Annotated in this window: 24 protein-coding genes; 1 reads left to right on the top strand and 23 read right to left on the bottom strand. The window is 67.2% G+C overall.

Translation table 11 applies throughout. The features are described 5' to 3' along the window. Positions 1–41 precede the first annotated feature (41 nt). From AC07NK_RS07575 to AC07NK_RS07530, 10 genes are all read right to left on the bottom strand, one after another. Entirely contained in the window at positions 42–287 is a 246-nt protein-coding gene (locus AC07NK_RS07575) for a twin-arginine translocase TatA/TatE family subunit (RefSeq protein ID WP_495169976.1), read from the bottom strand. Positions 288–315: 28 nt separating this feature from the next. Beyond that, entirely contained in the window at positions 316–909 is a 594-nt protein-coding gene (scpB, locus tag AC07NK_RS07570; protein WP_495169975.1) for an SMC-Scp complex subunit ScpB, read from the bottom strand. Beyond that, positions 906–1,640, bottom strand: coding sequence for a segregation and condensation protein A (locus AC07NK_RS07565; RefSeq protein WP_495169974.1), 735 nt, complete (start codon positions 1,638–1,640; stop codon positions 906–908). The genes scpB and AC07NK_RS07565 overlap by 4 nt, the downstream gene beginning before the upstream one ends. An 87-nt stretch (positions 1,641–1,727) precedes the next feature. After that, positions 1,728–2,729: a beta-N-acetylhexosaminidase gene (nagZ, locus tag AC07NK_RS07560; RefSeq protein WP_495169973.1), complete on the bottom strand. Its 1,002-nt coding sequence runs from the start codon at positions 2,727–2,729 to the stop codon at positions 1,728–1,730. Between the two features lie 324 nt (positions 2,730–3,053). Next, a complete protein-coding gene (locus AC07NK_RS07555) occupies positions 3,054–3,806 on the bottom strand; it encodes an SPOR domain-containing protein (protein ID WP_495169972.1) in 753 nt (250 codons plus the stop codon). Next, positions 3,806–5,530: an arginine--tRNA ligase gene (gene argS / locus AC07NK_RS07550; RefSeq protein WP_495169971.1), complete on the bottom strand. Its 1,725-nt coding sequence runs from the start codon at positions 5,528–5,530 to the stop codon at positions 3,806–3,808. The genes AC07NK_RS07555 and argS overlap by 1 nt, the downstream gene beginning before the upstream one ends. Before the next feature lie 55 nt (positions 5,531–5,585). Beyond that, positions 5,586–6,515, bottom strand: coding sequence for an EamA family transporter RarD (gene rarD, locus AC07NK_RS07545; protein ID WP_495169970.1), 930 nt, complete (start codon positions 6,513–6,515; stop codon positions 5,586–5,588). Positions 6,516–6,598: 83 nt separating this feature from the next. Beyond that, positions 6,599–7,192 (bottom strand): hypothetical protein, encoded by a 594-nt coding sequence (locus AC07NK_RS07540; protein ID WP_495169969.1) that lies wholly within the window; start codon positions 7,190–7,192, stop codon positions 6,599–6,601. 44 nt (positions 7,193–7,236) lie between these two features. Then, on the bottom strand, positions 7,237–8,388 hold the full coding sequence (locus tag AC07NK_RS07535) for a DUF1501 domain-containing protein (protein WP_495169968.1): 1,152 nt from the start codon (positions 8,386–8,388) through the stop codon (positions 7,237–7,239). A 3-nt stretch (positions 8,389–8,391) separates the two neighbouring features. Further along, a complete protein-coding gene (locus tag AC07NK_RS07530) occupies positions 8,392–9,825 on the bottom strand; it encodes a DUF1800 domain-containing protein (RefSeq protein ID WP_495169967.1) in 1,434 nt (477 codons plus the stop codon). Positions 9,826–10,041: 216 nt separating this feature from the next. Here AC07NK_RS07530 and AC07NK_RS07525 point away from each other — a divergent pair, with 216 nt between their 5' ends. Further along, positions 10,042–10,317, top strand: coding sequence for a hypothetical protein (locus AC07NK_RS07525; RefSeq protein ID WP_495169966.1), 276 nt, complete (start codon positions 10,042–10,044; stop codon positions 10,315–10,317). A gap of 159 nt (positions 10,318–10,476) precedes the next feature. On the opposite strand, the gene AC07NK_RS07520 is transcribed toward AC07NK_RS07525, so the two are convergent. The 13 genes from AC07NK_RS07520 to mraY all read right to left on the bottom strand — a co-directional run bounded on the left by AC07NK_RS07520 (position 10,477) and on the right by mraY (position 25,837). After that, complete coding sequence (locus tag AC07NK_RS07520) at positions 10,477–11,643, bottom strand: deoxyguanosinetriphosphate triphosphohydrolase (RefSeq protein ID WP_495169965.1); 1,167 nt, start codon at positions 11,641–11,643, stop codon at positions 10,477–10,479. Between the two features lie 49 nt (positions 11,644–11,692). Then, positions 11,693–13,735 (bottom strand): SPOR domain-containing protein, encoded by a 2,043-nt coding sequence (locus AC07NK_RS07515; RefSeq protein ID WP_495169964.1) that lies wholly within the window; start codon positions 13,733–13,735, stop codon positions 11,693–11,695. Positions 13,736–13,838: 103 nt separating this feature from the next. After that, a complete protein-coding gene (gene ftsZ, locus AC07NK_RS07510; protein WP_495169963.1) occupies positions 13,839–15,326 on the bottom strand; it encodes a cell division protein FtsZ in 1,488 nt (495 codons plus the stop codon). A gap of 115 nt (positions 15,327–15,441) precedes the next feature. Then, positions 15,442–16,704 (bottom strand): cell division protein FtsA, encoded by a 1,263-nt coding sequence (ftsA, locus tag AC07NK_RS07505; RefSeq protein ID WP_495169962.1) that lies wholly within the window; start codon positions 16,702–16,704, stop codon positions 15,442–15,444. Positions 16,705–16,716: 12 nt separating this feature from the next. After that, positions 16,717–17,613, bottom strand: a complete 897-nt coding sequence (locus AC07NK_RS07500) for a cell division protein FtsQ/DivIB (RefSeq protein WP_495169961.1) — start codon at positions 17,611–17,613, stop codon at positions 16,717–16,719. Then, on the bottom strand, positions 17,610–18,596 hold the full coding sequence (locus AC07NK_RS07495) for a D-alanine--D-alanine ligase (RefSeq protein ID WP_495169960.1): 987 nt from the start codon (positions 18,594–18,596) through the stop codon (positions 17,610–17,612). Before AC07NK_RS07495 ends, AC07NK_RS07500 begins: the two co-directional genes overlap by 4 nt. Beyond that, complete coding sequence (gene murB / locus AC07NK_RS07490) at positions 18,563–19,459, bottom strand: UDP-N-acetylmuramate dehydrogenase (RefSeq protein ID WP_495169959.1); 897 nt, start codon at positions 19,457–19,459, stop codon at positions 18,563–18,565. The genes AC07NK_RS07495 and murB overlap by 34 nt, the downstream gene beginning before the upstream one ends. Beyond that, positions 19,456–19,650 carry a hypothetical protein gene (locus tag AC07NK_RS07485; RefSeq protein WP_495169958.1) on the bottom strand — a complete coding sequence of 65 codons (195 nt, stop codon included), beginning with the start codon at positions 19,648–19,650 and terminating at the stop codon, positions 19,456–19,458. The genes murB and AC07NK_RS07485 overlap by 4 nt, the downstream gene beginning before the upstream one ends. After that, positions 19,647–21,077, bottom strand: a complete 1,431-nt coding sequence (murC, locus tag AC07NK_RS07480; RefSeq protein WP_495169957.1) for a UDP-N-acetylmuramate--L-alanine ligase — start codon at positions 21,075–21,077, stop codon at positions 19,647–19,649. Before murC ends, AC07NK_RS07485 begins: the two co-directional genes overlap by 4 nt. After that, complete coding sequence (gene murG / locus AC07NK_RS07475; RefSeq protein WP_495169956.1) at positions 21,074–22,231, bottom strand: undecaprenyldiphospho-muramoylpentapeptide beta-N-acetylglucosaminyltransferase; 1,158 nt, start codon at positions 22,229–22,231, stop codon at positions 21,074–21,076. The genes murC and murG overlap by 4 nt, the downstream gene beginning before the upstream one ends. After that, on the bottom strand, positions 22,231–23,463 hold the full coding sequence (locus AC07NK_RS07470; RefSeq protein WP_495169955.1) for an FtsW/RodA/SpoVE family cell cycle protein: 1,233 nt from the start codon (positions 23,461–23,463) through the stop codon (positions 22,231–22,233). The genes murG and AC07NK_RS07470 overlap by 1 nt, the downstream gene beginning before the upstream one ends. Then, positions 23,460–24,770 carry a UDP-N-acetylmuramoyl-L-alanine--D-glutamate ligase gene (murD, locus tag AC07NK_RS07465; protein WP_495169954.1) on the bottom strand — a complete coding sequence of 437 codons (1,311 nt, stop codon included), beginning with the start codon at positions 24,768–24,770 and terminating at the stop codon, positions 23,460–23,462. Before murD ends, AC07NK_RS07470 begins: the two co-directional genes overlap by 4 nt. Next, positions 24,767–25,837: a phospho-N-acetylmuramoyl-pentapeptide-transferase gene (gene mraY, locus AC07NK_RS07460; RefSeq protein WP_495169953.1), complete on the bottom strand. Its 1,071-nt coding sequence runs from the start codon at positions 25,835–25,837 to the stop codon at positions 24,767–24,769. The genes murD and mraY overlap by 4 nt, the downstream gene beginning before the upstream one ends. Positions 25,838–25,840 lie beyond the last annotated feature (3 nt).

Raw genomic sequence — 25,840 nt, 5'->3', positions numbered from 1 at the left:
GCCGGCCCGGAAAGCCGCGGCACGGGGCCGCGGCGTTGAACTCAGCGCTCTTCCGGAGTCGAGCGCGTTTCGGTCTGGGCCTGCGCCTGCGGCTGCGGGTCGGCAACACGCTTCGCTTCGATCTCAGCAGGCTTGGCGGGCGTCTCTTCCTCTTCCGCCATACCCTTCTTGAACTGCTTGATGCCCTTGGCCACGTCACCCATCATGTTCGAGAAGCGGCTGCCCCCGAACAGAAGGATCACGAGAACACCGACGATCAGCCAGTGCATCAGACTCATACCACCCATCGGAACTCTCCGTTGATTCCCGGCCCATCTAGTCGTCTTCGTCGGCGGATACCATGGTTTCCGCACCGGAATGCGCAGCCTCGAACGCGAGATCGACGGGGTCGAGCAACCCGGCCGCGCGCAGATCGTCGATTCCAGGCAGGTCGCGGCGGCTGGCGAGACCGAAATGAGTGAGGAATTCCGCCGTTGTCGCGAACATCAGCGGCCGCCCCGGCACCTCGCGACGGCCCGCCGGGCGGATCCACCCCGCCTCCATCAGCACGTCGAGCGTGCCCTTCGAAATCTGCACGCCCCGGATCGCCTCGATCTCCGCGCGCGTCACCGGCTCATGATAGGCGATGATCGCCAGCGTCTCGATCCCGGCGCGGGAGAGCTTGCGGCTGTCCTCCCGGTCGCGGCGCAGAAAATTGGCGAGATCGGCAGCGGTCTGAAAATGCCAGCGCCCGCCACGCTCGACCAGCTCGATCCCGCGCCCGGCATAATGGTCGGCCAGCGCAGCCAGCGCCGCGGCCAGATCGACTTCCTCGCCGACATAAGCGCGAATGTCGGCGATCGTCATCGGCTGCACCGCCGCGAACAGCACCGCCTCCACCGCGCGCATCGTCTCGTCGGGCCGGGTCATCGGTGCGCGGCCTTGAGATAGAGCGGCGCGAAGGCCGACTTCTGCCTGAGCTCCACCCTTCCCTGCTTCGCCAGCTCAAGCGCGGCGACGAAAGACGAGGCCAGCGCCGACTTGCGGTACAGCCCCTCCGCCTCTTCGGGCAGAAAGCTCTCGATCGTGCTCCAGTCGATCCGCTCGCCTACCAGCCCGGAAACCCGCGCGATCGCATCCTCCAGCGTCATCACCGGGCGGACCGCGACGACATGGAATACCGGGCGGGTCCGTGCGCTGATCTGGCCATAGGCGGAAATCAGGTCATAGATCTCGGCCTGCCAGCGCGACTTGCGAACAACCTTCAGCCCCTCGGGCACGCCACGCGGGAAGACGTCGCGGCCCATCCGGTCGCGCGCCACCAGCCGCGCCCCCGCCTCACGCATCGCGTTCAGCCGCTCGAGCCGCAGCTGAAGCCGCAGCGCCAGATCCTCAGGGCTCGGCTCGATCTCCGGATCGCGCGGCAGCAGCAGCGCCGATTTGAGATAGGCGAGCCACGCCGCCATCACGAGATAGTCGGCTGCGACCTCGAGCTTGAGCTCGCGCGCCTCGTTCACATAGGTGAGATACTGATCGACCAGCTGGAGGATCGACAGCTGGCGAAGATCGACCTTCTGGTTGCGCGCCAGCGCGAGCAACAGGTCGAGCGGCCCTTCCCAGCCATCGATATCGATCGTCAGGGCTTCGGTCGCTTCGCTCATCGGACGGCGCCAAAAGTCCCAAAAGTCACACTGCCACACGCGCGCGAGTCCATCGCTCGGGGCGACGGCCGGGCGCCGTGTGGCAAATCAGGCGAGCGCAAGCAGTTCGTCCCGCTTGGCGATCAGCGCATCCATCGGCGTCTCTTCGGGCCGGATGCTTGCCATCGCGCGTTCGAGCCGCGCCAGCGTGGCGGCGGAGGCATCCCCCAGCCGTCCGGTGATCTCAATCATCTCGTCCATCCGCGCCCAGCAATCGAGCGCGACGTCGCAGCCTGCGGCAATCGCCGCCGCCGCTTTCTCGCCCGCGGTGCCCGACAGCGCCTTCATGTCGATATCGTCGGTCATCAGCAGCCCGTCGAAACCGATACGGCCGCGGATCACGTCCGCGATAACGGTCGGCGACAAGGTCGCGGGGCGCTCGGCATCCCATGCGTCGAACACGACATGGCAGGTCATCCCCATCGGCGCGCCGGCCAGCGTGCGGAACGGCTCGATATCGCGCTCCAGCTCGGCGTCGGACGCCTTGACCACCGGCAGCTCGTAATGGCTGTCGACCACGCCGCGGCCGTGCCCCGGCATATGCTTGACCACGCCGACGACGCCGCCCTTCGCCATGCCGTCGAGCATCGCGCGGCCGAGCGCGGCAACCTGCATCGGGTCCGAACCGAAGGTGCGTTCGCCCACCGCAGGCGTGGTTTCGGGCTGGCGCACGTCGAGCAGCGGCGCGCAGTTCACATTGACCCCGACCTCGGCCAGCATCAGCGCAAGCGCATGGCCATTGGCACGCGCCGCCTCGATCGCCGAAGAGGGGGCAAGGTCATAGAGTTTGTCAAACGCGGGGCCTGCCGGAAAGGCCGGCCATTCGGGCGGCTGCATCCGCGCGACGCGCCCGCCCTCCTGATCGATCAGGATCGGCACATCGGCGCGGCCCGACAGGTCGCGCAGGCTGTCGGTCAGCGCCAGCATCTGCGCGCGCGTCTCGCAGTTGCGCTTGAACAGGATGTAGCCGAGCGGATCGGCGTCGCGGAAGAACGCGCGTTCGTCCGCCGTGAGCGCGGTGCCGGAGAGGCCGAAGATAACGGGCTTCATGCCGCACCTCCGACGTGACGGGCGGTTGACATAGTTGACACAAAGGCGCGGTCTTTCGCGCGGATACCGGAACAGCTAAGCATCCGCCGACTAGATCAGGCGAAGTCCAACATTTCCAGCGGAAAAGGGTAACGAGCCAACGCGCCGAGGTCGTTCGAGGCAATGGCTGTGCCTCAAGGTCTCAACGCCAAAACCTCTTCCGTCACCCCGGCCCTGTGCCGGGGTCCACCGCAAGGCAGGGGCAGGACAAGAGGCTCCAGCGTCTGCCGGCGACGCAGAGTGGACCCCGGCACAAGGCCGGGGTGACGACGACGGGTTATGCCCTCAATTCGGCGCGAGGAAACACGCTTCGCCCGCTGCGCGCAATTTGCCGCACAGCTCGCTCGCCTGACTGTTGCTGCCGGTGTTGACGCGCAGGCGATAGACGGTCTTGCCGTTGACCTCCGCCTTCTCGACCGACTTGCCGAGCGGGGCGAGATAGTTGAACCGCTTCGACAGGCGCGCCCAGGCGGCATTCGCCCCGCCCTCTGCCGGGAACGAGCCGAGCTGGATGATCGAGCTGCCCGCCGACGCCCCCGGCGCGCGCTGAGTCGAGGCCGCAGCCTTCGCAGCGGCAGGCGCAGTGGGCACCGCTGCGGTCACGCGGCTCGATCCCGTTACGGGACTCGGCGCCGCCTTGGGCGCTGCCTTGCCCGCAACCGGGGCCTCGGGCATCGCGCCGACATTGATCGATCCGTTGGTGGTCGCGCCTTCGCTCGCCGCGAAAACGGTGTCGCCTTCGCCATCGACCTTCATGCCGCCGGGATCGTCGGGCTTGACCTTATAGTCGCCCTCGGCGGCGTTGATCAGCGCGCCGCTGCCCCCGCCACCGCCGCCGCGACCTTCGAGCAGCCACCAGCCGCCGCCGACCGCGGCGACGATCACGGCAAGCCCGGCAACCACAGGCAGCAGCTTGTTCAGGACCGGCGGCTTTTCCTCGTAATCGTCGTCGGCCGTTTCGAGCCAGGGCAACCGGTCACCGGTTTCCAGCTCGTCCGCTACGGTCTCTTCGACCGGCTTATCCGCTCCTGCGTTCATCAGTTCAGCTCCTGAACCGCCTCCACGCCCATGATGCTGAGGCCATTGCGGATAACCTGCCCGATCGCGTCGGCGAGGGAAAGCCGTGCGCATGTTACCGGTTGATTGTCGGTCAGCAGGAAGCGGCGCGACGGATCGTCATTGCCCATATTCCACAGCGCATGGAATTCGGCTGCCAGATCATAGAGATAGAAGGCGATCCGGTGCGGCTCACGCGCCGCCGCTGCGCCCTCGACCGTGCGCGGAAACTGCGCCGCGAGCTTCACCAGCGCGAGCTCGCGTGTATCAAGCAGGGACAGATCGGGGGTGCCACAGGTGATCCCGGCCTCCGCCGCACGCCGGTGGAGCGAGGCGATTCGCGCATGCGCGTACTGGACATAGAAGACCGGATTGTCCTTCGATGCCTCGACCACCTTGGCGAAATCGAAGTCCATCTGGGCGTCGGCCTTGCGCGTCAGCATAGTGAAGCGGACGACGTCCTTGCCGACTTCGCCGACCATGTCGGCCAGTGTGATGAAATTGCCCGAGCGCTTGGACATCTTCACCGGCTCGCCCGCGCGGAGCAGGCGGACCATCTGGACCAGCTTGACGTCGAAGCGCGTCTTGCCCTCGGTCAGCGCCGCGACCGCCGCGACGATGCGCTTGACGGTCCCGGCATGGTCGGCGCCCCAGATGTCGATCAGCTGATCGGCCGCCTGCGCCTTCTGGAAATGATAGGCGAGGTCGGCGCCGAAATAGGTCCATTGCCCGTTCGACTTCTTGATCGGGCGGTCCTGATCGTCACCGAACTTGGTCGAGCGGAACAGCGGCAGCTCGACCGGCTCCCAGTCGTCGGGCAGTTCGCCCTTGGGCGCTTCGAGCACGCCGTCATAGACCAGATCATGCGCGCGCAGCCACGCCTCGGCGGCTTCGGGCTTGCCCGCGGCCTGAAGCTCGGCTTCCGACGAGAACAGGTCGTGATGGATGCCGAGCAGGGCGAGATCGTCCTTGATCATCACCAGCATCGACGCGACGGATTCCTTGCGGAACAGCGCGAGCCATGCGTCCTCGGGCTGGCCGACGAACTTGTCACCATATTCGGCGGCGAGCTTCGCGCCGACGGGCTTGAGATACTCGCCGGGGTAGAGGCCCTCGGGGATCTCGATGCTCTCGCCCAGCGCCTCGCGGTAGCGCAGGTGCGCCGAGCGGGCGAGAACATCGACCTGCCCGCCCGCGTCGTTGACATAATATTCGCGGACGACCGTGTGCCCGATCGCCTCGAGCAGGCTGGCGAGCGCGTCGCCCACCACCGCGCCGCGGCAATGGCCCATGTGCATCGGGCCGGTCGGGTTGGCCGAAACGTACTCGACGTTGACGGTGATGCCGGCGCCGGTGGTCGAGCGGCCGTATTGGTCGCCGTCAGCGTTGATCGCGGCAAGCTCATCGCGCCAGGTGGCGTCGGTGAGGCTCATGTTGATGAAGCCCGGGCCGGCGACCGACACGGCCGAGAGCTCGTCGAGCTTTTCCAGCTCAGCGGCGATCTTCTCGGCCAGCGCGCGCGGGTTGGTGCCGGCGGGCTTGGCGAGGACCATCGCGGCGTTGGTGGCGAGATCGCCATGGCTGGCGTCGCGCGGCGGCTCTACCGTCACCGCGCGTCGCTCCAGCCCCGCCGGCAGGTCGCCCGATGCGACGAGCGCATCGAGGGCAGCATCCAGATGGGCGGCGAAACGGGTGTAGAGCGTCATTGGCTAGTCCGGTGATTGAAGGAGGCGGGCGCTCTAGCGCAACGCCGCGCATTCGTCACGCGGCGCGGGATTCCGCAAGTTTGCGGCGGCGCGCGGTGATCGTACCATGCGCCGCGAAGATGATGAGCCCCGTCCAGATGAACGCGAAGCAGATCATGTGCGCGATGGTCATCTTCTCGCCGAAGAAGGTGATGGCGAGAATGAAGCCGATCGTCGGCGCGAGATACTGGAGCAATCCCAGCGTCGAATAGGGCAGCCGCCGCGCCGCGCTCGCGAACAGCAGCAGCGGGACGGCGGTGACCACGCCCGACGCGATCATCAGCAAGGTCGTCGCCCAGCCGGTGCCGAAGCTCAGCCCCGCCCCGCCCTGCAGCCAGAACAGATATGCGAGCGCGAGCGGCGCGAGGATCAGCGTCTCGAGCGTCAGCCCTTCCAGCGCGCCGACCGGTGCGACCTTGCGGACGAGGCCGTAGAAGCCAAAGGTGAAGGCGAGTGTCAGGCTGATCCAGATGCCGCCGCCCGCGCCAAGCGCAAGGACCGAGACGCCGACCGCGGCGAGCGCGACGGCAATGATCTGTGCAATGTTCAGCTTCTCGCGCAGCACCACCACGCCGATCAGCACGTTGACCAGCGGGTTGAGGAAATAGCCAAGGCTCGATTCGAGCACATGGTGGTTCTGGATCGCCCAGATATAGACCAGCCAGTTGGTCGAGATCAGCAGCGAGCTGGTGGCGAGGTAGAGCATCGTGCGCGGGTTGCGCAGCACCGTCATGATCGCGGCCCCGCGCCGCATCGCGACGATCACGGCGACGAGGAACGCCACCGACCACAGCACGCGCATCGCAACGACTTCGCCGACATCGGTGCCCGCAAGCAGCCAGTAGAACAGCGGCAGCACGCCCCAGATGGCATAGGCGCCCAGCCCCTGAAGCAGCCCGGTGCGATCGAGGCGCTCGGGCGCTGGGGCGGGGTCGGCACGGGCCATGTCGCGCAAGTAGGGACTATGCTGCGCTGCGCCAAGGGATCACGGCGCCTTTGCCGCGAATTGATGCTGTTGCGGCGGAAACTTCAGCTGTCCTTGCGCGCAGCCTCGACCTCTGCCGGAGTGACGCCGAGCAGCTTCGCCCAGTCGATCCGCACCAGCGCGATCAATGCGGCGAGCATCGTCACCTGAAGCACGATGCCCCACGGGCTGGTCAGTGTTTCCATAAAGGCATCGCCGATGCTCGACTGCTGGATTTTGCGCGCAGTCCAGCCGTAGAGGCTATAGGTGATCAGCCGCCCAACGAAGAAGGCCGCAGTGAAGCCGAGCAGCGGCACACGCGCGAGGCCGACCGCCATGAACAGCTGCGCCGACGGCAGCGGCGAGAGCAGGAACAGCCCGAGCGCGAGGATGACATTGTGGCTACGGCGGTGAAGCGCGATCCGCGCCGCCTCAAGATTGTCGCGCAGATGTTGCGGCAGCCGCGAGGCGAAGATGCGACAGCCCCAGGCGAGCGTGAACCGCCCCAGCGACGCCGCGACCGCCGCGGTCACCACCAGTGCCCACAGCGGCAGCTGGCCGTTGAGGCCGTAGAGCACGACGATCGACCAGGTCGGCGGCGCGAACGCGGGCAACAGATTCAGGCCGAAGACGAGGAAGAACAATCCCACATAAGTCATGCGCCTTGGGTGAGGCCTGACCCGCGCGCACGCAAGCCAAAGCTTCAGGCGCGGATCAGCCCGCCGATCGGCTTCGCGGACTGGCCGGGGAACAGCGCCGGCATCGCGCGCTGCGGGTCGATCCCGAAATGCATCGCCGCCGCGCCGCCGATCACGCTGTCGAGCCCCGCGGTCGGCTTGAGGTCGCGGCCTTCATAGAGCGCGGCATCGCCCAGCCCCGGCCAGTCGGCGACGACCCGCCCGCCCTGCACTGCGCCGCCGAGCAACCACACGACCGACGCAGTGCCGTGATCGGTGCCCTGCGTGCCATTGATCCTGACCGTCCGACCAAACTCGGTTGCGACCAGCACCAGCGTCTTGCTCCACAGCGGACCCAGCCCGGTCCTGAGCGACGCGATCATCTGGTCGAGCCCGTTCAACTGCCCGGCGAGCCGCCCGCGCTGCTGAGCATGGGTGTCCCAGCCGCCGGTCTCGATCATCGCGATCCGCGCGCCATTGTCGGGCGCGAGCAACTTCGCCGCGAGCGCACCGGTCGCCGCGGCATTACGGCCATTGTCGCCCGCGAGATCGCTGGTCAGAGCGCGCGTCGCCGTCGCCTGTTGCCAGATCGCGTGGAGCTGCGGGTCTTCGGCATAAAGGCCCGTCACCCGCGCGAGCAAATCGTCCGAGGCATCGGGCAGATTGGACGGGGCATAGGACGAGACCTCGACACGCCCACGCATCGCCATCGGGATGGTCGCAGCGACCGCGATCGCCTTGCGCTCGTCATCCGGCAATACCCCGAGCAGCCGGTTGAGCCAGCCGTCCTTGAGCTGGTACGCCGCCGTCCCGCCGCTCTCGAGCACATTCTGCGCATCGAAATGCGACCGGTCGCGATAGGGCGAGGCGACCGCGTGGACGAACAGCGCCTCCTTCGCCGCATAGAGCTGAGCGACGTTCTTGAGGCTCGGGTGCAGCGCGAACATCGCGTCGAGCTTGACCGCCTCGGCGAAATCCTGCGCCAGCACGCCGCGCTGCGCGGCAAAGGCGGGATCGCCGACCGGCGCGACCGTGGCGAGGCCGTCGGCCGCCCCGCGCTGGATGATGAAAACGAAGCGTTTGTCGGTCGCAGCCTGAGCGAAAGCCAGACGCGGCGCGAAGCCCAGCGAAAGCGCGCCCGCGGTCCCGGTGAGAACGAAATTGCGGCGTGAAAGCATGATCTATCTCCGCAGGAATTCAGGCGAGACGAGCATCAGCGCGACGCTCTGTGCCGGACTTTCGGCGCGGGCGATCGCCTGCTCAGTCGTCGCACTCAGCGCGTCGGGAAACAGCTGCGCGGCGCGGGTGCGGCCGTCGATCGTCTCGCGGGTGCGCGACGCGAAGCGCTCGGCCGCCTCGACCCGGCGCATCACCGCGTCAGGCCCGGCCCAGCTCGCGGCGATATCGTCATAGCCCGCTGGCGATCCCGGCCGCCACACCGGCTGGCCGAGCTGATTGAGCAGACCCAGTACCGCCTGTGCCGTAATCTCCTGCGTGCCGAGCGCGCGCATTGTCGAAACCGACCACTCCCATGGCGTCTTGAACTTGACCGGCTGGGCCACCCACGCCTCGGGCGCGTCGATCAGCGCGCGATAGACGGTGGGCAAATCGCCGCCCGATTCTAGGAACGCGGTTTCAAGCTTGCTCACCAGCGCTGCAGGCGGCTCGTCCCCCGCGAAATGGCGCGCGAGCTTGGTCGCGATATGCTTTGCCGTCGCAGGATGAACCGCGAGATCGTCAAGCACCGCCGCGGCCTGCGCTTCGCCCTGCTGGTCATAGCGCTTGCCGATGATCGTGCGCGGCCCCGCCTCGTGGATGCGCGGCGCAAAGGCGAAACCGCCCGCCGCTCCGTCCACCTGCGCCAGCCGTGCGCCCTGTCCCCGGCCCAGCCCGGCGACCGTCCAGCCGGTCATTGCGCGGGCGAATTCGGTGACGTCAGCCTGAGTATAGACGGAGCGGACGCCGAGCGTGTGCAGCTCCATGATCTCTCGCGCCAGATTCTCGTTGAGGCCGATGCGCCGCGGGCTCTCCTGCCCCTGCTGGCGCTGCGTGAAACGCTGGCCCACCGGGCTGTTCGGCCCGACCGACTGCGCCTGATCGAGATAGAGCAGCATCGCCGGATGCCGCTCGACCGCGTGGAGCATGTCGCGGAACTTGCCCAACACATGTGGGCGAATCGCGTCGAATTCGAACCCGCCGGTCAGGCCGACCATCACCTGCTTGTCAGCGGAGACCGCGAAATGATTGGCCCAGAAATGAACCAGCCGCTCGATAAAGGGCGTGTCGCTCGCGACCGCAGCCTGCGCGCGCGCGCCGACCGCCTGAATGTAATAATCGCGACCCTGCTGGCGGGCTGCCTGACGCAATTCCTGCGTCGCCGCGTCGGCTTTCTGGCCTTCGCGCCGCGCCACCTGCGCCTCCATCTGGACCGCGTCATAGGCGGCGGCCATATCGGCGGCGAGCGCGGGCGTGCGCGGATAGGCGGCAAGCGGCGCGGGCAGCACCGCGAACCGCTCCATCTGATCGATCAGCATCCGGCGTGGCGCGGCTGGAACCGGTTCATGGGCGCGCGCGCCCATGCCGAAGCGGTTCAGCGCGATACTGGCTTCGGACATGAGACTCTCCGATCGTTCGCGGCAACGCTAGGCGCGCTTTGTCGCAAATCTTTGCCAGCGGCGCATTTTCGTCGTGCTGGGGAAACGTTCCGACGGCTGCGTTAGACGCAACCCTGCATGCAGCCTTCGCGCTTGGCGGTTGCTGCGTCGCAACATAGCTTCGGACACAGAACATAAGGGGATGTCGATCTGGCTCTGCAACAAGGGAGAAAGATCGTGATCAAGACCTTCATCAGCGCCGCCGTTCTGCTCAGCCTGCCTGTCGCCGCCTATGCCGGCGAGCGCACCTTCACGCGCGACGGCGTGACCTATGTCTACACCAGCGAGCAGCGCGGCGAGACCATTGTGCTGAGCGGTCGGGCGCTGCCCGGCGGCTCGGACTACACCCTCAACGTGCGCGGCCGGAAGGTCACGGGCCATGTCGGCGGCACCCCGGTGTCCTTCGTCATTGCCAAGCCGCTGACACAGAAGGTGGAAACGGCGCTGCGCTGAGCCTGACGAACACCCATTACGTCGTCATTCCCGCGAAGGCGGGATCCATTGCGGCTGACGGTTCGGTTCGTGCGAGACTTCAGCCAGAATGGATCCCCGCCTTCGCGGGGATGACGATCGGGGTGAGCGGATTGGGCCGTCCGAAAGCAGGCCGGGTTCCTAGAATCCCTCGGGCAGGTCGATCGAGCCGACCGCTTCGCGATACCGTGTGATCGCATAGCGGTCGGTCATACCGGCGATAAAGTCGGCGATGTGGCGGCTGCGCCAGGGCTCCTCGGCGGGCAGGCAATCGCCCCAACCCTCGGGCATCAGCGCGGGATCGGCCGAATAGGCCGCGAACAGCCCCGCGACGACCACCTCCGCCGCATCCGCCGCCGCAATCTGACGCGGATGGTGGTAGAGATTGGCATACATGAAGCGCTTGAGCGCACGCTCCTCCTCGCGCATCGCGTCCGAGAAGGCGGCCAGCGCGCGGCCGGCGGCGCGAACATCCTCGACCGTTTCGACGCCGGCCCCGGCAATTCGGTGCTGCGTTTCGGCAAGCAGATCGTTGACCATCGTCCCGATCTGCGCGCGGACCAACTCGCGCATCAGCCTTTTGGTGTCGGCATCGGGGAAGCGCGCCCGCACCGCGTCCCAGCCGCGCGCGACCAGCGGCACCGCGAGCAACTGGTCGAGCGTCAACAGCCCGGCGCGCAGCCCATCGTCGATATCGTGATTGTCGTAAGCAATATCGTCGGCGATCGCCGCGACCTGTGCCTCCAGCGATGCATGGCTGCCAAGGTCGAGCGGAAACGCGGCATCCGCCGCCGCCAGCGCCCAGCCCGGATGGCGGACGGGGCCATTATGCTTGGCCAGCCCCTCGAGCGTCTCCCAGCTGAGGTTGAGCCCATCCCAGCCGGGATAGGGGCTGTCGATCACCATCAGCGCGCGCAGCGTGTTGCCATTATGGTCGAACCCGCCCTGCCCGGTCAGCGCGGCCTTGAGCGCATCCTCCCCGGCATGACCGAAGGGCGGGTGGCCGATATCATGCGCAAGGCACAATGCCTCGGTCAGGTCCTCGTTCAGGCCAAGCGTGCGCGCAACGGCGCGGCCGATTTGCGCGACTTCGAGGCTGTGGGTCAGCCGGACGCGGAAATGATCACCATCGGGCGCCATGAACACCTGAGTCTTATGGCGCAGTCGGCGGAAGCTGATCGAGTGGATGATCCGGTCGCGATCGCGCTGGAACGCGTCGCGCGGCCCGCGCGCGGTGCCCTTCCCCTCATCGTGCAGCCGGCCGCGGCTGCGCGACGGGTCGCTGGCATAGGGGGCCAAAGGCCTCATGCGCCGGGGCGCTGCGATACGGCTCGAATCGGCATTGCCGCGCGATAGATCATTTCGCGGCGAGTTTCTCGATCTTCTGCCCCGCCTCGCTGGTCCAGGCGAAGGCCGAAATCCCCTTTTTTCCGATCGTGTTGACGAAGGCCTGCGCTTCCGCCGAAGTCTTGAACGGCCCCACCAGCAGCCGGTTGGTGAAACGCAGCGGCGTGGTCCAGGTCTGCCGCCCCTTGAGCTCGGCCGGCGCCTTGGCGAGCAACGCGCGCCACGCCTTGGGCAGGTCACTGACATTGGCGCCGCCCGCGACCTGAACCCAGGTGCGCGCGGGGTCGGTCTTGGCGGGATCGGGCTTCACCGGCTCCTTGCCCTTGCCTTTGGCGGGTGGCTTGACCGCGCCCCTGGCGGCCGGGGCCTTGGGATCGCCGGGCTTGGCCGCTGCGGCCTTCGCATCGGCAGCCTTGGGATCGACCGGCTTGCCGCGCGTCCCAGCCTTAGCCGGTTCGGGTTTCGCCGGTTCAGGCTTCGGCTTCTCGACCACCGGGCGCGGTTTGGGCGTCTCGACCTTCGCGACTTCGACCGGAAGAGCTGGGGGCGGCGCGGGCTGGACGACAACCGGCTCGGGTTCGGACCGGCCGGGCATCGGCTCGACCCCAAGCTCGGACGCGGGAATGGTGATCCCGGCGATGATGCGTGCGATCACATTGTCCTCGCCGCCGATACGCGGCGCGGCCGCGGCGCGGACCGGGGTCGGGTCGACGGCAGGCGGCGGAGCAGGTTCGGGCGCGGTGACGCTCGCCACCGCAGGGACTTCGGACGCGGACGGCTGGATCGGAGCGGGCTGCGCCGCCGCCACACGCTGAGCTTCGGCCACGCGCTCGACCTCGGCCAAACGTTGAGCCTCCGCCAGCCGCTCAGCTTCGGCGACACGGCGGGCTTCGGTCTCGCGTGCGGCAAGCTCGGCCGCAGCGCGTTCGCGGGCCTGCACCTCAGCAACACGGCGAGCTTCCGCGTCCTGCGCCATGCGTTGCTCGGCAGCGACGCGTTCGGCTTCGCGCTGCTGTGCGGCGAGCGCATCGCGTTCCTGTTGCGCCTTGAGTCCGGCGAGACGCGCCGCCTCACGCTCTTCCGCCTGTCTCGCGACGGCGCGGCGGGCCTCGGCCTCGCGGTTCGCCTGCCAGCCAAGCGGCTCACGCTCGCCGCGCCGCGCGCTGCGGCGCCGGTTTGCGTTCGCCTCGGCACCCGCTTCGATCGGCGCGGGAACGACGCGGCGCGGCACGTCGGCCGCCGCCATCGCGACGCCCGCTTCATGCCCCAGCCGCGGCAGCGACGGCGCAAGTTGCGCGTCAGCGATCCGCGCGGCGGTGCGGCGCAGCTCGCCGAAATGCACCGCGAACGCCTTGTCGGAGGCGGAGAGTGTCGGCAGCCGCCGAAAGAACGGCGCCAGCGCGGACCCGACGCCGCCCATCATGCTCGCCGCGATCTTGTCCGCCCCCGGCGCGTCTCCGTTCATCGCCATGATGAAGGCGCGCGCGCGCCAGCCCGCACGGTCGCTGCGACGGAGCAGCGGATCGAGCACCCGCATCGCCTCGCTTTCCTTCCCGCTAATGCCGAGCGACAGCGCGTAGCGGCGGATCGTCTCGTCGTCGGGCTCGTTGCGCATCGCGACGCGATAGTCACGCTGCGCATGGCCCTGCGCGCCGACCAGATCATAGGCGAGCGCACGGTCCGAGGCATAGGCATCCATCGCCAGCCCGCGCCCCTCGGCCTCTCCGAACAGTCGCAGCGCCTCGCCCGGACGCTCCTGCCGCACCATCACCATCGCCTGACCGGCGAGCACGCGCGGGTTTGCGGGATCGAGCGATTGCGCCCGTGCGAAGAACCCCGCCGCGGCAGCCGCATCGTTGAGCCGCGCGCTCATCTCACCCGCCGAGAGCAGCGCGCGCACGTTGCGCGGGTCGCGCGCGAGCGTCCGCATCTCCTCGGCCAGCCGGTCGGCGTTGGGCGTGGGGGGCGGCGCGACCTCCTGTGCCGTCGCCGGGGCGGCGGCACAGAGGGTCAGCGCGATCAGGGCCGAGCGAAGGCGGGTATCACGTTTCATGCGATCTCGCCGCTACACACGCACGCGCCTGAACCCAAACTGTCGAACCGCGACGCCATCGCCCAGGCGAGGCGCCGCAGCGACGAGGCGCGCAGCGTTTCGCTTACTGGTTGTTCTGGCGGTTGAGGAAGCGCGGGATGTCGAGCGAGTCCTTGCTATCCTCGTCCTTCGATCCGTTGCGCGCCGCGGCCATCCGCTCGAACAAAGTGCCGCCCGTGCGCGCCTTGGGCTCCTCGGCCGGGGCCGGCTCATCGCCGCCACCCGTCAGCCAGCGGCGGCGGATCGTCGGCTCAGGCGGCAGATCGTCAGCGGCGGCCGGCGTTTCCGGCACCACCGAGTCCGAACCCAGCACCAGCTCGTCCGCAGCCGCTTCCGGAAGCGGCGCTTCGAGCGTCAGCTCGTCCTCGACCGCCGCGGGCGGCGGGGTGGAGAAGCCAGGCTCGGCAGCAACCGAGGGGTCCTCGAACCGCGTCACCGGCTCAGGCGCAGGCGCTTCGGCGACCGGCTCCGGCTCGAACGACGGGGCAAAATCGGCCGGCGGCGGCGCCAGCGGGCGACGCACGGAGCCGAAGGAGAAGCTGCGCGCCGTGTCGGCGGCAGGCGCTGCGACCGCGGGTTTCACGCCATCCGCCTCGATCCCGGTCGCAACGACCGAAACGCGAATCTTGCCCTCCAGATCGTTGTTGAACGCCGAACCCCAGATGATGTTGGCGTCGTCATCGACCAGTTCGCGGATATGGTTCGCGGCTTCGTCCACTTCGAGCAGGCGCATGTCCTCACCGCCGGTGATCGACACGATCACGCCCTTGGCTCCGTTCAGCGACACGCCGTCGAGCAGCGGGTTGGCGATCGCCTGCTGCGCAGCCTCGATCGCGCGGCTGTCGCCCGACGCTTCGCCGGTGCCCATCATCGCCTTGCCCATCTCGCTCATCACCGAACGGACGTCGGCGAAGTCGAGGTTGATCAGGCCGGGCATGACCATCAGGTCGGTGATGCCGCGCACGCCCTGCTGCAGCACTTCGTCCGCCATCTGGAACGCTTCCTTGAAGGTCGTGTTCGCATTGGCGACCAGGAAGAGATTCTGGTTGGGGATGACGATCAGCGTATCGACATATTTCTGAAGCTCTTCGATGCCGGCCTCGGCCGACTGAGCGCGCTTCTTGCCTTCAAAGGCGAAGGGCTTGGTGACGACGCCGACGGTCAGAATGCCCATGTCGCGCGCGGCCTTGGCGATGACCGGGGCTGCACCCGTTCCGGTGCCGCCGCCCATGCCGGCTGCGATGAACACCATGTGTGCGCCATTGAGCGATTCCTGCACATGCTCGATCGTCTCTTCCGCCGCGGCGCGGCCGATCTCGGGCCGGCTGCCTGCGCCAAGGCCCTGCGTGATCTTCGCGCCGAGCTGGATGCGGTGCCCTGCAGTCGACTGCTTCAGCGCCTGCGCGTCGGTGTTGGCGACGAGAAACTCGACCCCCTGCACCTCGGCAGCGATCATGTTGGCAATCGCGTTGCCTCCGGCTCCGCCTACGCCGATGACGGTGATCCGCGGCGTCAGCTCGTCGAGGTCGGGCGGGAGGAAATCGATGCTCATGTTACCTATTCTCCTCAGGCCCCACGCCCCACGAGTGGCGCCTGCTTAATCCCCGTTTCTGCACGATGCCGATGAGCGGTGCCAGCGTAATTCACCGGTCATCAACAACATTTATTCAGTAATTGGCCCGAAATGCGGCGATCATCCGGTGGAACATTGCTTTTGGTGTCGCACGCGTAACGAGTTGATGGTTCTGTTGCAGCGCGCGCAGGTCGACCGGATCGGCCGCAGCGAAGCTCGCAAGACCCGCCAGCGTCGCGAATGCCGGCCCGGCATGCGCCTCCGGAAGCGCCGTGAGCCCGCGTGGCCGCCCGACCCGCACCGACCGGCCCAGCGCCTGCTGCGCATAGTCGGCAATGCCCTTCAATTCCGCGCCGCCGCCGGTCAGCACGATCTGGCGACCGACGGGATCCTCGAAGTTGAGCTTGGCGAGCTCGTTGCGAATTTCGGCCATCAGCCGATCGAGCCGCAGGCGGATCACCGCGATCAGCTGCGCGCGGGTAATGCGCCCGCCCTCCGACGTTTCCTCATCGGTGGCGATCGGCGCGACGTCGATCATGTCGTGATTGTCGCGCGGCGTCATGTTGGCGCTGCCGTAGAAGCACTTCATCCGCTCGGCCTGCCCGCGACGGGTGCCGAAGGCGCTGGCGATGTCGTCGGTGATGTCGGCCGACCCGCTCGGGATCGACGACAGCCCGGTGAGCACGCCATCCTTATAGACCGACACGTTGGTCACGCCCGCGCCGATTTCGACCAGCGCGACGCCCAGTTCGCGCTCTTCCTCGGACAGGCAGGCAAGTCCGGTTGCGACCGGCGCGGCGATGATCGACTTGACCTCAAGATGCGCCGAGCGAACGCACAGATCGAGGTTGCGCACCGGCGCGCCCTCGGTCGAGACGACATGGATATCGACTCCCATCCGTTCGGCGTGCAGCCCCTTGGGCTGTTTGACCCCGGCAAGACCGTCGAGCGTGTAGCGCGTCGGCTGTGCGTGCAGCACCATCCGCCCGCCCGGATTGATCGACTCCCGGCCCGCGCGCAGCAGATCGTCGATGTCCGACTGTTCGACGCGATGCCCGCCCAGATCGACTTCGAGCCGCAGGATGTCGGATACCAGACCGCCTGCCGAGAAGCTGACCCAGACATCCTCGATATTGGTGCCGGCGATCCGTTCGGCCTGCTCGACCGCCTCGCGCACCGCGATCTCGGTCGCATGCATGTCAGCGACATAGCCGCGCTGGACGCCGCGGCTCTCGCGCTGGCCGGTGCCGAGCACCACCAGTTCGCCGCCGTCCCCCTTTTGAGCGATCAGCGCCGACACTTTGGACGAACCGATGTCCAGTGCGGTGATCAATCCCTCGGGCGCTGTCTTTGCCATGTTCCCTACCCCCTACTCACTCACACCGGCGGTTTCGATCTGCCTGGGCGCCGTTTGTCCCGGCATCCGCACCACCAACCGCGTCGGATCACGCATATCGAACTTCAGATATCCCCGGCCAAGCAACCGGTCCGCTCCGTCCAGCTCGGCAAACTTCTTCAGCGCCCTGGCCGCCGATGCCTCACCCTCAGGCAGCGCCAGCCGTTCCCCCGTGTTGAACGACAAATCCCAGCGCCGGTTCCCGATCCAGGTCGCCGCCTTGACCAGCGGCTTGAGCGCGGGCGCAGCGTCGAGCAGCTGCTGATAAGCCGGCTGCTGGGCATAGGCGCCGTCGCCGATCACCAGCGGCAGATCGGGCATCGCCTCCGCCGAGACCGGCTCGAGCAGCACGCCTTCGCTGTCGATCAGCATCAGCTGACCCTGATGCTGCCACACCGCGGCCGCCTTACGCTCGACGATCTGGACAATCACCGTATCAGGCATCCGGCGTGAGACGCGCGCGTCGGCGACCCAGCCGATCGTCATCAGCTTGCCGCGCACCTCGTCGAGATTGACCAGCGGCATCGGCTGCGATTTCGCGCCAAAGGCGTAGTCGAACACGGTTTCCTTGTCGGCGCGCTTGATGCCGCTCACTTCGACATTTTCGACGCGGAAGCCCGCGCGTCCGATCCCTTCAGCAACAGCGGTGCCGACGATACCGGGCACGCCGAACAAGGTCGCAACACCCAACGCCGCGGCGACCGCGACCCCGGTGATGCCCCAGACGGTGATCTTGTGCAGCGTCGCTTCGCTGACGGGCAGCGCCGCAACCGCGAGGTCGAGAACGTTCGCCTGCTTCTTCTTGGGCTGTTGCGCGCGCCGCTTCGGCTTGACCGCGGGACGCCTGGCCGGGCTGGGCTTGCGGCTCATCCGTCCACCTCGACGGGCGCATCCGCCATTGCCTCGTCAACAATCGCCTGCACCAGCTGCGCATAGCTCATGCCGAGCTTCTTCGCCTGTTCGGGGACAAGACTGAGCGGGGTCATTCCCGGCTGGGTATTCACCTCGAGCAGGAACAGTCCCTCGACGCCGAGATGGTCGTCCCAGCGGAAATCCGATCGCGACGCGCCTTTGCAGCCGAGCAGCCGATGCGCGTCGAGCGCAAGGCGCTTGCACGCTTCGGTGATCTCGTCGGGGATTTCAGCCGGACAGATATGCTCGGTCAGGCCATCGGTATATTTGGCGTCGAAATCATAGAAGCCGCTCTTGGGCTTCAATTCGGTCACCATCAGCGCCCGTCCGCCCAGCACCGCGGTGGTCAGTTCGCGTCCGCGAATGAACGGTTCGGCGAGCAGTTCGTCGAACTCTTGCCAGGGGCCCGTCGCCTGCGGCGAGATCGGGTTGCCGTAATTACCCTCGACGGTGACGATCGCAACGCCGACCGACGAGCCTTCGTTGACGGGCTTGAGCACATAGGGGCGCGGCAGCGGGTCGCGCGCGTACAGCGCTTCGGTACGGACAATATGGCCGCCCGGCATCGGAATGCCCTGCGGCACCAGCGCCTGCTTGGTCAGCTGCTTGTCGATCGCGATGACCGAGGTCACCATGCCCGAATGGGTGTATTTGACGCCCATCAGGTCGAGCATGCCCTGCACCGTCCCGTCCTCGCCCGGCGTCCCGTGCAGCGCATTGAAGACCAGATCGGGGTTGGCGGCGGCAAGCTTCGCCGCGACGTCGCGACCCATATCGATCCGCGTCACCGTGTGACCAAGCGACTCCAGCGCATCGGCGATGCCCGCGCCCGACATCAGCGACACCGGCCGCTCCGCCGACCAGCCGCCCATCAGCACGACGATATGAAGGGGCTTCACCGCTACGCTCACTTGCTCACTCCAACACGCTGGATTTCCCATTCCAGCTCAATCCCTGAACTCGCCTTGACCTTGGCCCGGACCTCTTCACCCAGCTCCTCGATATCCGCACTGGTGGCGTCACCGGTGTTGAGCAGGAAGTTGGTGTGCTTTTCGCTGACCTGTGCGCCGCCCTTGCGCAGGCCGCGGCAGCCCGCCGCATCGACCAGCCGCCACGCCTTGTCGCCGGGCGGGTTCTTGAAGGTCGACCCGCCGGTCTTGCTGCGCAGCGGCTGCGATTCCTCGCGCGCGGCGGCAATGCGGTCCATCTCAGCCTGAATGGCCGCAGGGTCTCCCGGCTCGCCGCGGAAGGTCGCGCTGACCACCACGGCCCCCTCGGGCAGTTCGGAGTGGCGATAGGTATAGCCCAGCGCATCAACCGCCAGCGTCTGCCGCTCGCCCGAACGCAGCACGATCTCGCACTCGACCAGCACGTCCGCGGTCTCGCGGCCATAGGCGCCACCGTTCATCCGCACGAAGCCACCGACCGTGCCGGGGATCGAACGCAGAAACTCGACGCCCGTGATTCCGGCATCGCGCGCCGAGGAGGAAACGAGGATCCCGCTCGCCCCGCCGCCGCATTTGAGCGTCGTCGCGTCGACCCGCTCGACCTTCGCAAAGGGCTTGCCCAGCCGCACCACCACGCCCGGTACCCCGCCGTCGCGCACGATCAGATTGGAGCCGAGCCCCAGCGCCATCACCGCCACATCTGCATCCAGCTCGCGCAGGAAATCGGCGAGATCGTCCTCATCCGCCGGCTCGAACAGCCATTGCGCGGTGCCGCCGCTCTTGAACCACACCAGCGGCGCCAGCGGCGCATCGGCGGTGAGCTTGCCGCGAACCTTGGGGAGCAGCGCGGCGTTCACTTCACCCCCCACAATTTTTCCCATTGTTTCCAATACTTAAGATTTGCTTCAGCGGCTCTTTGGCCAGCCTGCTGGAGGTCGTTCACCTGCCCGCCCGCATCGAGCAGCTTCTGCGCCGCGTCGAGATGCGTCTTCTGCGCGCGAAGGATCTCGCGCTGCATGTCGGTGGCGAGGGTGAACCAGTCGCTCATACGGCCTGCTTGCGCTGCGCGTTCACGGCGTCGGCAAGGCCCGCGGCCCATTTCGTGATGTCCCCTGCACCCAGGCACACGATCAGGTCGCCCGGCTGGGCGATGTTCGCCACTTTCTCAGCCAGCGCCGCGGCATCGGCGATGGTCGCCGCCGAGCGATGTCCGCGTTCGCTGGTGCGCGCGACCAGCGCGTCGGCGTCGACGCCCTCGACCGGCGCCTCGCCCGCGGCATAGACCGGGGTGACGAACACCATGTCGGCGTCGTTGAACGCCTGCGCGAAGTCGTCCATCAGATTGCCGAGGCGCGAATAGCGGTGCGGCTGGACGACCGCGATCACCCGGCCCTCAACGCTCTCGCGCGCCGCCGACAGCACCGCCCGGATCTCGACCGGATGGTGGCCGTAATCGTCGATCACGATCGCCGGATTGCCGCTGTCGAAGCCGATCTCGCCGACCTTGGTGAAGCGCCGCTTGACCCCGCCGAACTTGGCGAAGCCGTTCTGGATGGTCGCGTCGTCGATGCCCATCTCAAGCGCCACACCGATCGCAGCGAGCGCATTCTGGACATTGTGACGGCCGGGCATCGGCAGCTCGATCCCCTCGATCGAGCGCGTAGTGCCGTCGCGGCTGCGGATGATCGCCTCGAAGCGGTTGCCGCCCGCATGCGGCGTCACATTGACCCCGCGCACATCGGCGCTGGCGGCAAAGCCATAAGTGACGATGCGGCGGTCGCGGACGCGCGGAATGATCGCCTGCACCTCGGGATGGTCGAGGCAGAGCAGCGCCGCGCCGTAAAAGGGCACGTTCTCGACGAACTCGACATAGGCGTCCTTCGCCTTGTCGAACGAGCCATAATGATCGAGATGCTCGGGATCGATGTTGGTGACGACCGCGATCGTGCCGTCGAGGCGCAGGAAGCTGCCGTCGCTCTCGTCGGCCTCGACCACCATCCACTCGCTGTCGCCGAGACGCGCGTTCGAGCCGTATTGGTTGATAATGCCGCCGTTGATGACCGTGGGATCGACCCCGCCCGCGTCGAGCAGCGCTGCGATCATGCTGGTCGTCGTCGTCTTGCCGTGCGTCCCCGCCACCGCAACGGTGGACTTGAGGCGCATCAGCTCGGCCAGCATCTCGGCGCGGCGCACCACGGGGATGCGGTTCGCATAGGCGGCCTGAACCTCCGGGTTGTCGCGCTTGATCGCGGTCGAGGTAACCACGACCGCAGCGTCACCCAGATTGTCCGCCGACTGACCGATCGCGATCGAAATGCCGCGCTTGCGCAGCCCCTCGACGACATAACCCTCGGCGCTGTCGCTGCCCTGAACCTTATAGCCGAGATTGTGCATCACCTCGGCGATGCCGGACATGCCGATCCCGCCGATGCCGACGAAATGGATGGTGCCGATATCCTTGGCGACGCCCTTCATGCGTAAGCTGCTTTCTCAATGGTAACGGGTTTCGCGTGCCCCTGCCCCGCCGAAGCCCAGTCGGCATCGATCGACTCCACCAGATCGGCCAGATCGCGCACCGCATCGGGCCGGCCAACGCTGCGCGCGCACGCCGCAGCATTCGCGAGCGCGTCCGGCTCCAGCCCCAGTTTCTGCATCTGCTTGGCGAGTTCCTGCGCAGTGAAGGCACGCTGCGCGATGGTCCGTGCACCGCCCGCTTCGCTGATCTCGCGCGCATTGGCGGTCTGGTGATCGTCGGTCGAGGAAGGCAACGGCACGAGGATAGCGGGACGGCCCGCCGCGGTCAGCTCGGCGATGGTCGAGGCGCCGGCGCGCGCGATCACCAGATGCGCCCAGGCGAGCCGTTCGGGCAGATCGGGCAGATAGGTCGCGATCTCGGCCGGGATGCCATGCTCGGCGTACTTCCGGCGAACCTCGTCGATGTCCTCGAGCCGCGCCTGATGCGTCACCTGAAGCCGGCGGCGGAAATGGACGGGCAGCAGCGCGAGGCCATCGGGGACGACCTGCGACAGGATCGACGCGCCCTGGCTCCCGCCGGTCACCAGCACGCGGAAGATGCTGTCCTCGTCCAGCGCCGGGTACGGTTTGAGGCGCAAGTCGAGCACCGCCTGCCGCACCGGATTACCCACCAGATGCGTCTTGATCGCATAGCTTTCCTTGAGCCGTTCGACATCGGCATAGCTGGTCGCGATCGCCGCGACCTTGCCCGCGACCAGACGGTTGACCCGGCCGAGCACGGCATTCTGCTCGTGGATCACTGCCGGCACTTTGGCCGAGAACGCTGCCATCAACGCAGGAAGCGAAGCATAGCCGCCGAACGCGATCACCGCCGATGGGCGGAACTCGCGATAGAGAGCGCGCGCCTGCGCCCGCCCCTTGCGCATGGCATTGGCCGCCTTGAGCCAGCCGATCGGGCCGCCCGAGAAGCGCGAGGCTGGAACAACGCGCGTCTCGATCCCGTCGAACAGGTCGGGGAAACGCACGCCGCGCTCATCCGAAACCAGCGCGACCTTGTGCCCGCGCCGCATCAGTTCGGTCGCCAGCGCCGCCGCCGGGACCATGTGCCCGCCCGTGCCGCCAGCCGCTAATACGTAACGCTTTCCCGAACTCATCAACCGCTTCCTCGAACCGTGTAGGGCGAGCGCTTCAAATACGGATTCCGCCGCGTGAACGCGAGCAATAGTCCCATGCCGATCGACAGCGCGACCATCGACGAGCCGCCATAGGAAATGAAGGGCAAGGTCATGCCCTTGGAAGGCGCAAGGCCGGTGTTCACCGCCATATTGATCAGCGCCTGAATCCCGAATTGGGCCGCCAGCCCGGCCGCGGCGAGCAGACGGAAATTGTCCTCCTCGTCGAGCAGCCTGACCAGCACCCGCAGGATGATCGCGAGATAGAGGATCGCGATGCCGATGCACGCGATCAGCCCGAACTCCTCGCCCACGACCGAGAAGATATAGTCGGTATGCGCCTCAGGCAGCTTGAACTTGACGGTGCCGCCGCCCGGCCCGGTGCCGGTCGCGCCGCCGCCGGTGAGCACCGCATGCGCCATGTCGGTCTGGTAATGCTCGGCCGCCGCCTTTTCGGGATCGGGAAACAGGAAGCTGTCGATCCGCGTGCGCGCAGTGTCGTAGAACAGATAGGCCGCGACCACGCCCGCAATCGCGCCGCCGCCCAGCACACCCATCGCGCGGGTCGAGATGCCTGCGAGCATCAGCAAAACGATCCAGACAAGCCCGAACACCATCGTCTGCCCGAAATCGGGCTGCTTCATCAGCAGTGCCGCGACCACGGCGGTCATCATACCCGTGAGCGGGATCACCGGAAGGTCGGCATCCTTGGAGCGCATCGACAGCAGCCAGGCGGTGGTGACGATAAAGAAGGGCTTGAGGAACTCCGACGGCTGGACGCTCGCAAAACCGAACCCGATCCAGCGCCGCGCGCCGTTGATCTCTGCGCCGAAAAAGGCTGCAACCGCAACCAGCACAATGCTGACCGCAGTGCCGACGATCGCCATGCGCCGCGCGAAGCTGACCGGCAGCATCGACACGACCAGCAGCACCGGCACCGACAGGCCGACCCAGACCGCCTGCCGCCAGAAATAGTGCATCGAGGCGAACTGCGTGCTGCCGTCCGAATAGCGTACCGCCGAAGCCGGTGACGCCGCGGCGACCGCGACCAACCCGATCCCGATCAGCAACACCGCGAGCAGCAACAGGATGCGGTCGATTTCCCAGAACCACAGGCCGAAGCTGGAGTTGCTTCCGCGGCTCAGCTTGTCCTCGACCTTCGCGCGCCAGCCCTTGCTGCGCACGACGGGCAGGTTCCGCCTCACATCGGTCATTGCAGCGCCCCCACCGCTTCGCGGAACTGTGCCCCGCGGTCTTCGAAATCCCTGAACTGGTCAAACGACGCGCAGGCCGGCGACAGCAACACCGTCTCTCCCGGCTGGGCCTGTGCCGCCGCAGCCTTCACCGCCGCGCTCAGCGTCCCGCACTGCTCGACCGGAAACTCACCCGCGAGCAACTGGGCGAACCGCTCGGTCGCGTCGCCGATCGTGTAGGCACGCACGACATGGCCGAAGCCGGGGCGGCATGCGTCGAGATCGTCGGTCTTGGCCAGCCCGCCGAGAATCCAGTGGATGCGGTCGAACGCCTGCAGCGCGGGCGCCGTCGAGGTCGGGTTGGTCGCCTTGCTGTCGTTGACGAACAGTACGTCGTTCCGGATCGCGACACGCTCCATCCGGTGCGGCAGGCCGGGAAAGCTGCGTAGCCCGGCTTCGATCGCATCCTGCGAAACCCCAAGCGCCTCGCACGCGGCGATCGCGGCGAGCGCGTTCTGCGCATTGTGCGGCCCTTGCAACGCGGACCAATGCGACTGGTCCATGCACATGCCCGCTGCAATCTTAGTCAGATCCTCGGCACGCCCTGAGCGCGCAACCTGCTTCGCGATCGCCTGCGAGGCCTCGTCGCCGATGCCGATCACCGCGGCATGCCCGCTGGACTGCATCGCGAACAGCCGCGCCTTGGACGCTGCATAGCCGTCGAACCCGTCATAGCGGTCGAGATGGTCGGGGGTGATGTTGAGCAACACCGCGACATCACAGTCGAGGCTCTGGGTCAGGTCGATCTGGTAGCTCGACAATTCGAGCACATAGACGCCGCCCGCAGGCAACGGCTCCTGCCCGAGAATCGGCAGCCCGATATTGCCGCCGAGCCGCGCGGGCACACCCGCGGCTTCGAGGATATGGTGGATCAGCGCCGTCGTCGTCGACTTGCCGTTGGTGCCGGTGATGCCGACAACCTTGTGCGCCGGAAGCTCGGCGCGCGCCTGCGCGAACAGCTCGATATCGCCGATCAGCGGTACGCCCGCTTCGCGTGCCTTCGCGGCGATCGGGTGCTTGTTGATCGGCACACCGGGGGACACGATGATGCCCGCGAAACCGGTCAGATCGGCCTCGACGGGATCGGCGAGCGTCAATGTGCCCGGCGACGCGGGATCAGGATAGAAGCTCGAGCGGACCGCGTCCTTGGCATCCCATGCGGTCACCTGAGCACCAGCGCCCAGCAGTGCGCGCGCTGTCGCCAGCCCGGACCGCGCCAGTCCCAGCACCGCAAAGCGTTTGCCGCGCCAGGATGTGCTGACGATCACCGCAGTTTCAGCGTGGACAGGCCCGCAAGCGCGAGCACGAAGGCGATGATCCAGAAGCGGATGACGACGGTCGGCTCGCTCCAGCCCATCTGCTCGAAATGGTGGTGGATCGGCGCCATCTTGAACACACGCTTGCCGGTGCGCTTGTACCAGAACACCTGGATGATGACGCTCATCGCCTCGACCACGAACAGGCCGCCGATGATGCCGAGCACCAGCTCGTGGTGCGCGACCACCGCGATCGTGCCGAGCGCGCCGCCGAGCGCGAGGCTGCCGGTATCGCCCATGAACACCGCTGCGGGGGGTGCGTTGAACCACAGAAAGGCCAGGCCCGCGCCGACGATCGCGCCGCAGAAGATGGCGAGGTCACCCGCCCCGGGCACGTGCGGAATGCCGAGATAATTGGCGTAGATCGCGTTGCCGGCGAGATAGACGATCAGCAGGAACGCCATGCTGGCGATGATCACCGGCATGGTCGCGAGCCCGTCGAGCCCGTCGGTCAGGTTCACCGCATTGCCGAACGCCACGATCGTGAAGGCGGCAAAGGCGATGTAGAAATAGCCGAGATCGACGCTGAACTGGCTGAAGAAAGGCACGTAGAGCACGGTGCCGTTCTGCTGGGTGATGACCCAGGCCGCGGCGCCCGCGATCACGAACTCGCCGAGCAGGCGGACCCGGCCGGAGACGCCGGCAGTGCTCGCCTTCCGCACCTTGTCATAGTCGTCGAGGAACCCGATCATCCCGAAGCCGAGCGTCACGAACATGCACGCCCAGACATAGGGGTTGGAGAGGTCCATCCACAGAAAGACCGACAGCGCCAGGCTGGTGAGGATCATCAGCCCGCCCATCGTCGGCGTCCCACGCTTGGCGAGGTGGCTTTGCGGCCCGTCGCTGCGGATCGGCTGTCCCTTGCCCTGACGGACACGCAGCCAGCCGATGAAGCGCGGACCGATGATCAGGCCGATGATCAACGCCGTCGCAACAGCCGCGCCGATCCGGAACGACAAATAGCGGATCAGGTTGAGGACACTCGGAAAGCCCAGCCATTCGGCGATCTCGTACAGCACTTG

Source organism: Sphingomonas sp. GW821-FHT09B04 (genome assembly GCF_059418285.1).
The sequence above is the reverse complement of the archived record's forward strand: the minus strand, read 5'-3'. Positions and strand labels throughout refer to the sequence as shown.